Annotated in this window: 6 protein-coding genes; 1 reads left to right on the forward strand and 5 read right to left on the reverse strand. The window is 57.1% G+C overall.

All coding sequences use genetic code 11. The features are described 5' to 3' along the window. Positions 1 to 705: 705 nt before the first annotated feature. The 3 genes from L2I46_RS28415 to L2I46_RS28425 form a co-directional block, all read right to left on the reverse strand. Positions 706 to 2,076: an IS1182-like element ISCfr1 family transposase gene (locus L2I46_RS28415; protein ID WP_000971921.1), complete on the reverse strand. Its 1,371-nt coding sequence runs from the start codon at positions 2,074 to 2,076 to the stop codon at positions 706 to 708. A 114-nt stretch (positions 2,077 to 2,190) separates the two neighbouring features. After that, positions 2,191 to 3,327, reverse strand: coding sequence for a DUF3883 domain-containing protein (locus tag L2I46_RS28420; protein ID WP_000080861.1), 1,137 nt, complete (start codon positions 3,325 to 3,327; stop codon positions 2,191 to 2,193). A gap of 50 nt (positions 3,328 to 3,377) precedes the next feature. Continuing rightward, entirely contained in the window at positions 3,378 to 3,605 is a 228-nt protein-coding gene (locus tag L2I46_RS28425; protein ID WP_000248278.1) for a hypothetical protein, read from the reverse strand. 23 nt (positions 3,606 to 3,628) lie between these two features. Here L2I46_RS28425 and L2I46_RS28430 point away from each other — a divergent pair, with 23 nt between their 5' ends. After that, positions 3,629 to 3,820 carry a hypothetical protein gene (locus L2I46_RS28430; RefSeq protein WP_000951934.1) on the forward strand — a complete coding sequence of 64 codons (192 nt, stop codon included), beginning with the start codon at positions 3,629 to 3,631 and terminating at the stop codon, positions 3,818 to 3,820. Positions 3,821 to 4,301: 481 nt separating this feature from the next. On the opposite strand, the gene L2I46_RS28435 is transcribed toward L2I46_RS28430, so the two are convergent. Beyond that, positions 4,302 to 4,844: an AAA family ATPase gene (locus L2I46_RS28435; protein ID WP_000587837.1), complete on the reverse strand. Its 543-nt coding sequence runs from the start codon at positions 4,842 to 4,844 to the stop codon at positions 4,302 to 4,304. 12 nt (positions 4,845 to 4,856) lie between these two features. Then, complete coding sequence (gene aac(3)-IId / locus L2I46_RS28440; protein WP_000557454.1) at positions 4,857 to 5,717, reverse strand: aminoglycoside N-acetyltransferase AAC(3)-IId; 861 nt, start codon at positions 5,715 to 5,717, stop codon at positions 4,857 to 4,859. Between the last annotated feature and the right edge of the window lie 111 nt (positions 5,718 to 5,828).

Raw genomic sequence — 5,828 nt, forward strand, 5'->3', positions numbered from 1 at the left:
CGAAAAGTGCCACCTGACGTCTAAGAAACCATTATTATCATGACATTAACCTATAAAAATAGGCGTATCACGAGGCCTGTGGGAGGAAAATAAAGTGTCATCCTAACTACAGGACCCTGCAACGTAGCAATTCCTGCAAAAATCCATTTAAAACAATGACTTATTTCAATTCTGCCATCTGCAAGCGTTTTGTGGGGATGGAGGCCGGAATCATTAAAGTATCATCCTAATTTTCGCTCAACCTTGGAAAATGCTGAGAATCGTAAAAATAAAGTTTCATCCTTTCCGCTACTAGTTCAAGGCTTTCTTCCGGCCGCCGGCAACAACGCTGCTTGGCTGAGGCGATCCACTTGCGCTACCGCTCACTGATCAGATCGAACTTGAACTCGACGAGCAGCCAACCATCAGGCCGAGCGTGATCGCCAAAAAAAACGGATCATGCGAAATCCTTCGTTGAGTTTGGCGCGGGTTTTAGCAAATCAGCTGGCCCGCGATCCGGTTGAGAGTGATCCGAAGCGGTCCTTGACGACCGGCACAAATCGGCCGATTCTGTTGAAAAAGTAGCTTTAGCGGCAGCCTGCCGATCAGGTGTGCCTGCTGTCGAAGTGGCTGCAAGCCACTTCAAGTTGCCTTCCGGCGTTTCACTGAGCGTCCTTGCTCAGGTTTAAGGGTTAATTTGAGGGTTTCTGCTCGTAGCAGGCATACCTATCCCGTCAGCGGTGGCCCTTGAGGCAAAAGCTTGGCCATGCGGCGCAGGTTCTGCACCATCGCAGCCAAGGTGAATTCGTCAGTGGCACCCGTTAGGCCACGCAGTCGTAAACGGTCGAGTTTCATGATCCGTTTGAGGTGGGCGAAAAGCATCTCCACCTTCTTTCGTTCGCAGCGAGAGACGAGGTACTCCGGTGTCTTGGCGATGCGTCGAGCCACGTCGCGGGCAGCCTCATGGATGCTGCGGACGATCTTCCGATTCGGCGTGTTGGGGCAGCATTTCGCTTTCAACGGGCAGGTGGCGCAGTCGGTTTGGCTGGAGCGGTAAATGACGGTTTTGGCCTTAGTTACCCGCGACCTTTGCTGGGTGAAGGCGCGCCATTCACTGCGTAGCGGTTTGCCGGCTGGGCAGCGATATTCATTGGCGTCCTGACTCCAGTGAAAGTCGTTACTGGAGAGGCTGTCGTCCTTGCGCTCGGTCTTGTCCCACACCGGCACATGCGGTTCGATGTCCTTTTCTTCGACCATCCAGGCCAGCATCGGGGCGGTGCCATAAGCGGTATCGCCGATAAGGCGTTCCGGTGTGAGATCGAACTGCGCCTCGACACGCTCGACCATCGTCCTAGTCGAATCGACTTCGGCGGTACGGTGCGCCGGGGTAGCTTCCACGTCCATGATCACACCGTGCTCAGTGTCGATCAGGTAATTCGTGGAGTAGGCAAAAAAGGCCGGGCCACCTGGCGCTGCTGTCCAACGGGACTGAGGATCAGTGAGCGAAATTTTCTTGGGAAGAGCCTCAGCCAGCGCCTCTTCATCAAGGGCTTCGAGGTACTCGCGCACTGCGCGGCTGCTGAGCTTTGGATCGTTCCAATCGACCTCATCTCCCGCCACCCCACGTTGCCGGCTGGCATCCGCCTTAATGATGCTGGCGTCGACGGCGAAACCTTCACCCTTGACTAGGCCGGCTGCCATGCAGCGCCGCAGCACCTCATTGAATAACCAGCGGAATAGATCGCTGTCACGAAAACGCCCATGGCGATTCTTCGAGAAGGTCGAGTGATTGGGGACTTCGTCTTCCAGACCCAACCGGCAGAACCAGCGATAGGCCAGGTTCAGGTGCACCTCTTCGCACAATCGCCGCTCGGAACGAATGCCATAGCAGTAGCCGACGACCAGCATGCGCACCATCAACTCCGGGTCAATCGAGGGACGCCCGATGGGGCTATAGAAATCTGCCAGGTAGGCACGTAGATCACTGAGATCCAAGCACTGGTCGATGCTGCGCAGGAGATGTTGGGCCGGGACGTGATCTTCCAGATTGAACGAGTAGAACAGGCGCTGCTGTCCTCCCGGTAACTGTCCCATCATGCTGTTCGCCCCCACGCTCGCTGACAAAGCAATTTTGCCAACGGCATGGGGAGGCCGCTACTTTTTCAACAGAATCGGCCGCACACAGCCATTCGGCTCAACAGAACCCTGCCTTTACCCCACCAAACTCCGGAAACTCGCCCGGTAGTCCGTCGGCTTGAGATGCACATGTTGGCTGAGGTCGCCGGGTAGCGTGAACAGGCGCGGACCGTCCCGAAACTGGAACACGCGATACAGATGGAATTGATCGCCCGCCTCCTTGGAGAATTCGAGTTCGTTGTGGCTGACCAAGAAAGACGAGCCTACCCCGCCATTGGTGGTTTTCACCTCGATGAAGCGCTCATGGGCGTCCTCTTCGAACGACAGGATGTCGAACCCCGCACCGTCTCCCTGGGTGTCGGACACCCAATCCAGCCGCTGAAAAAGCTCTGGGTGGCCGAGCTCGGTCAGGCGTTGCTGTTCGTAGCCAATCACCCACTGCTCCCCTGCCCGGCCCAGCTTGCGGTTGGCTTCATCGCGAGCGGCATAATCGAACTTTCGCGGTAGGCGTTGCCGTAGAGATGCCGGGGTACGCACAAGCACTTCACGGGCGGGTGGTTCTACCAAAGCCGCTCGGTAGGTTTTGTCACCCGGAAGTTTTACCTCCTCCAGGGCATCGACAAGAGCGCCGACCGTCTGCTGATGTTCCAGAACGTAGGCGTGTACGGATTTACGCAGCAGCAGTTGGCTGTTGCCGCGTGGCTTGTAGCCGTTGATATAGGGCAGGCCCAGGGCATCGAGTACGGCGCTAATGTTCTGGTGCTTGAGCTCGACTGAAGACTTGCTGCGACCGTTCAGCAGTTGGCGCAGTGCCTGGTTGTGCTCGGACTTGTGGTACGGCTCCCCAGCCGCCTCGGCACGCAGCATGTCGAAATAGTCTTCGACCGTGGCCAGGACCTCTTCTTCGGACCAGTCTTCGCCGATGCGAATGATGCGAAACCCGAGCCGCGTCAGCGCCGGAACGACGGTCGTCTCGCCACCGGAGAAGCTGTCAGCAGTGAGCGGGCCCTGCTCGGGAAATTGCTTGCCGAAGGCCACACCGGCGATGGCCTTGGAATCGCAATCGGTGCCGGTCTTCGGATCACGTACCAGGAAGTCGCGGGACTTGCCGTAGCCGTGGCGCGCCAGGAATTTCGTGCGGCCCAGTTGCACGAACTCATCGATGGCAGCCTGCACGGCGGCGGGGCTTCGAAGCTGGGAGAGTTGAGACACAGGGTCCTTCCTTACTGTCATGGTGTGCCGGGAACCGCCGAGCCACGAGATTATGAGTAGCCCCTGAACAGAAACGTCACGATAAAAGCCGTGAACGCCACCAGGCCCATTAAATCCCTTGCGTATTTGCAGCCCGTGCTGTCCAAACCTGTACCAGGTCCGATCAACACGCTCCAACCATTGAGGTACGAAAACACCGCCTGACCGAACAAAAAATGCGTGATAGCCGCCGCAGCCATGACGCCGGAATCGTCAGACAGGCTGTAGCTGTTGACCATTGCCCTGTACGCCTGCATCTGAAATGGCTATTGCCCTGATGGGAGCCGGCTTTTCAGCCACCGACACCAGCGATGCCGTCAATATTCTTTACCCGATAACCATGACCGTACAAGCTAACAAGGCCTGGCAAGCCAGCGGACTTAAAAAGTCTTTTTTTCTACCATCCCACAAAAAAGTTCGTGGTGGAGAAAAGATAAGCTATGCAAGGCTTTAGGAGACGTGGTTTTTCAGGATGACGAAGAACGATTCGGCGCTAGGTGCAACATAGGTGCATCGCACGAGCGCTAGGAACGGCGAAAAAAGGCGGACGTGGCGAAATCGGTAGACGCAGCAGACTTTAAAATTGGAGTGCCCGCGGGGAAATCCGCGGAGTAGAACCGCTCAAAGTCGGGGAACGCTAACGGGCAATACCCTAAGCCAATCCCGAGCCAAGCCCCTTCGGGGGAAGGTGTAGAGACTGGACGGGCGGCGCCTAAAGCCTTCGGGCAATGGCGAAGGGACAGTCCAGACCACGAACGTCATCAGACGGCGGCGAAAGTCGAGGTGGTACGAAAATCTGCTTCTCTGTGAGAGTACGGGTTCGAGTCCCGTCGTCCGCACCACAAAGCCAAACATCCCTGCGATGATCGACCTCTGGGCGTTTGGTCGTGAGCCCGCCACCCTCGCGCTACGCTTTGCGCAGGCGTCGAAGGCGATCAGGTGCGCCCATCGATTCCGTCGAGCACCATCGCTGCGAGTTCATCGCTGGTGTGTGCACCACTATCGAGAACACGGGTTGTGCATGGAAGCCGTTCCCTTGCGGCCAAGCATCGGGCGACATTCGCTAATCGCCACTCTCGAATCTCCGCATTTCGATTCGGGTCAGGATGCATGGTCTGGTTCGCGATCCGGTGACGCAATAGGTCCTCGTTGAGCGTCAGAAAGATGTGCAGCAGCTGATCGTCGATCCGCCTTACCCCGTCGAGTATCTCAGTCAGATAGTCCGGGTGCACGAGCGTCATTGGGATGATGATGTCCTGCGAGTAATTCCTTCGAATCTCCCTGACCGCCGCGATCGTAAGTCCCCTCCACAAGGGGAGATCCTGATAGTCTCCGCTCGCTGGCATGGGGACCGTTTCTTTCACCACGAACCCGATTTCCTCGGGGTCAAAGATCAGCGATTTGGAACGCCGATCGCGCAGCCGCTTAGCGAGCGTCGTCTTTCCGGCGCCGAAAGGTCCGTTGATCCAGATTATCATTGTCGACGGCCTCTAACCTGAAGGCTCGCAAGAGCGCTCGACGGCCTCGTGCGGAGGCACGATCGGAGTGGTTCCGAAATGCTTCTCAAGATAGGTGACGCCGAACGTCACGATGTCCTGCGCGTCGAACAGGTAGCACTGAGCAAAGCCCACGACACCTTCTCGATGGCGACCGAGCTTCACGTAAGCATTTGCTATAGTTTCAACCGCATCCGGCTTTCCTTCGATAGCAAAGCAATCGAGAATGCCGTTTGAATCGTAATCCGATGCCGTTTTCCAGGCGACTTCACCGTCTCTTCCAAGCATCGGCATCTCATACGTCACCCACCGTTTGTTGGGGATATCGGCAACCGCCTCGGCGTAGTGCAATGCGGTAACGGAGTTTAGCGGCGCACCCAACAGCAGGGCCTTCCCGCCAAGGCGAACGAACCGCTCGACGGGCGATCCTTCCCCCAAGGCGTGACCGAGTTCGTGAGGCTCCGTCAGCGTTTCAGCCAGCGGACCAACCGCGACCATCGATGCATCGGGGTGCGCGCTGCGCCGCGCGCCGGGGGCTTGAACCAGAAATTGATTCAGCAGGCCGAACCCACGGTAAGTCCCGGCTGTTGCGGGATCGAACGGCAGCCAGGTACGGCGGGCTTCGTCATCCAGCCGAGCGCCATTCAGAGTCTCCTCGTAGGGTGATCGGTCCCACGACGCGTATCCCATCACAGTGCCAGTCGGCCCAACCGCGGAGCGTAACGCGGCAACGACCGTCTCCGCTCCTCCTTCGACCGGACCAATCGCTTTAAGTGAGGCATGCACCATCAAGAGGTCACCGGTTTGGACTCCGAGTTTTTGAAGCGCCTCCGTTATTGCCTTCCGCGTATGCATCGCGATATCTCCTCTAAACTGCAAAACACTATACGGGGTCTGACGCTCAGTGGAACGAAAACTCACGTTAAGGGATTTTGGTCATGAGATTATCAAAAAGGATCTTCACCT

Source organism: Klebsiella sp. 2019SCSN059 (genome assembly GCF_021739525.1).
In the GTDB taxonomy this organism is placed as follows: domain Bacteria; phylum Pseudomonadota; class Gammaproteobacteria; order Enterobacterales; family Enterobacteriaceae; genus Klebsiella; species Klebsiella quasipneumoniae.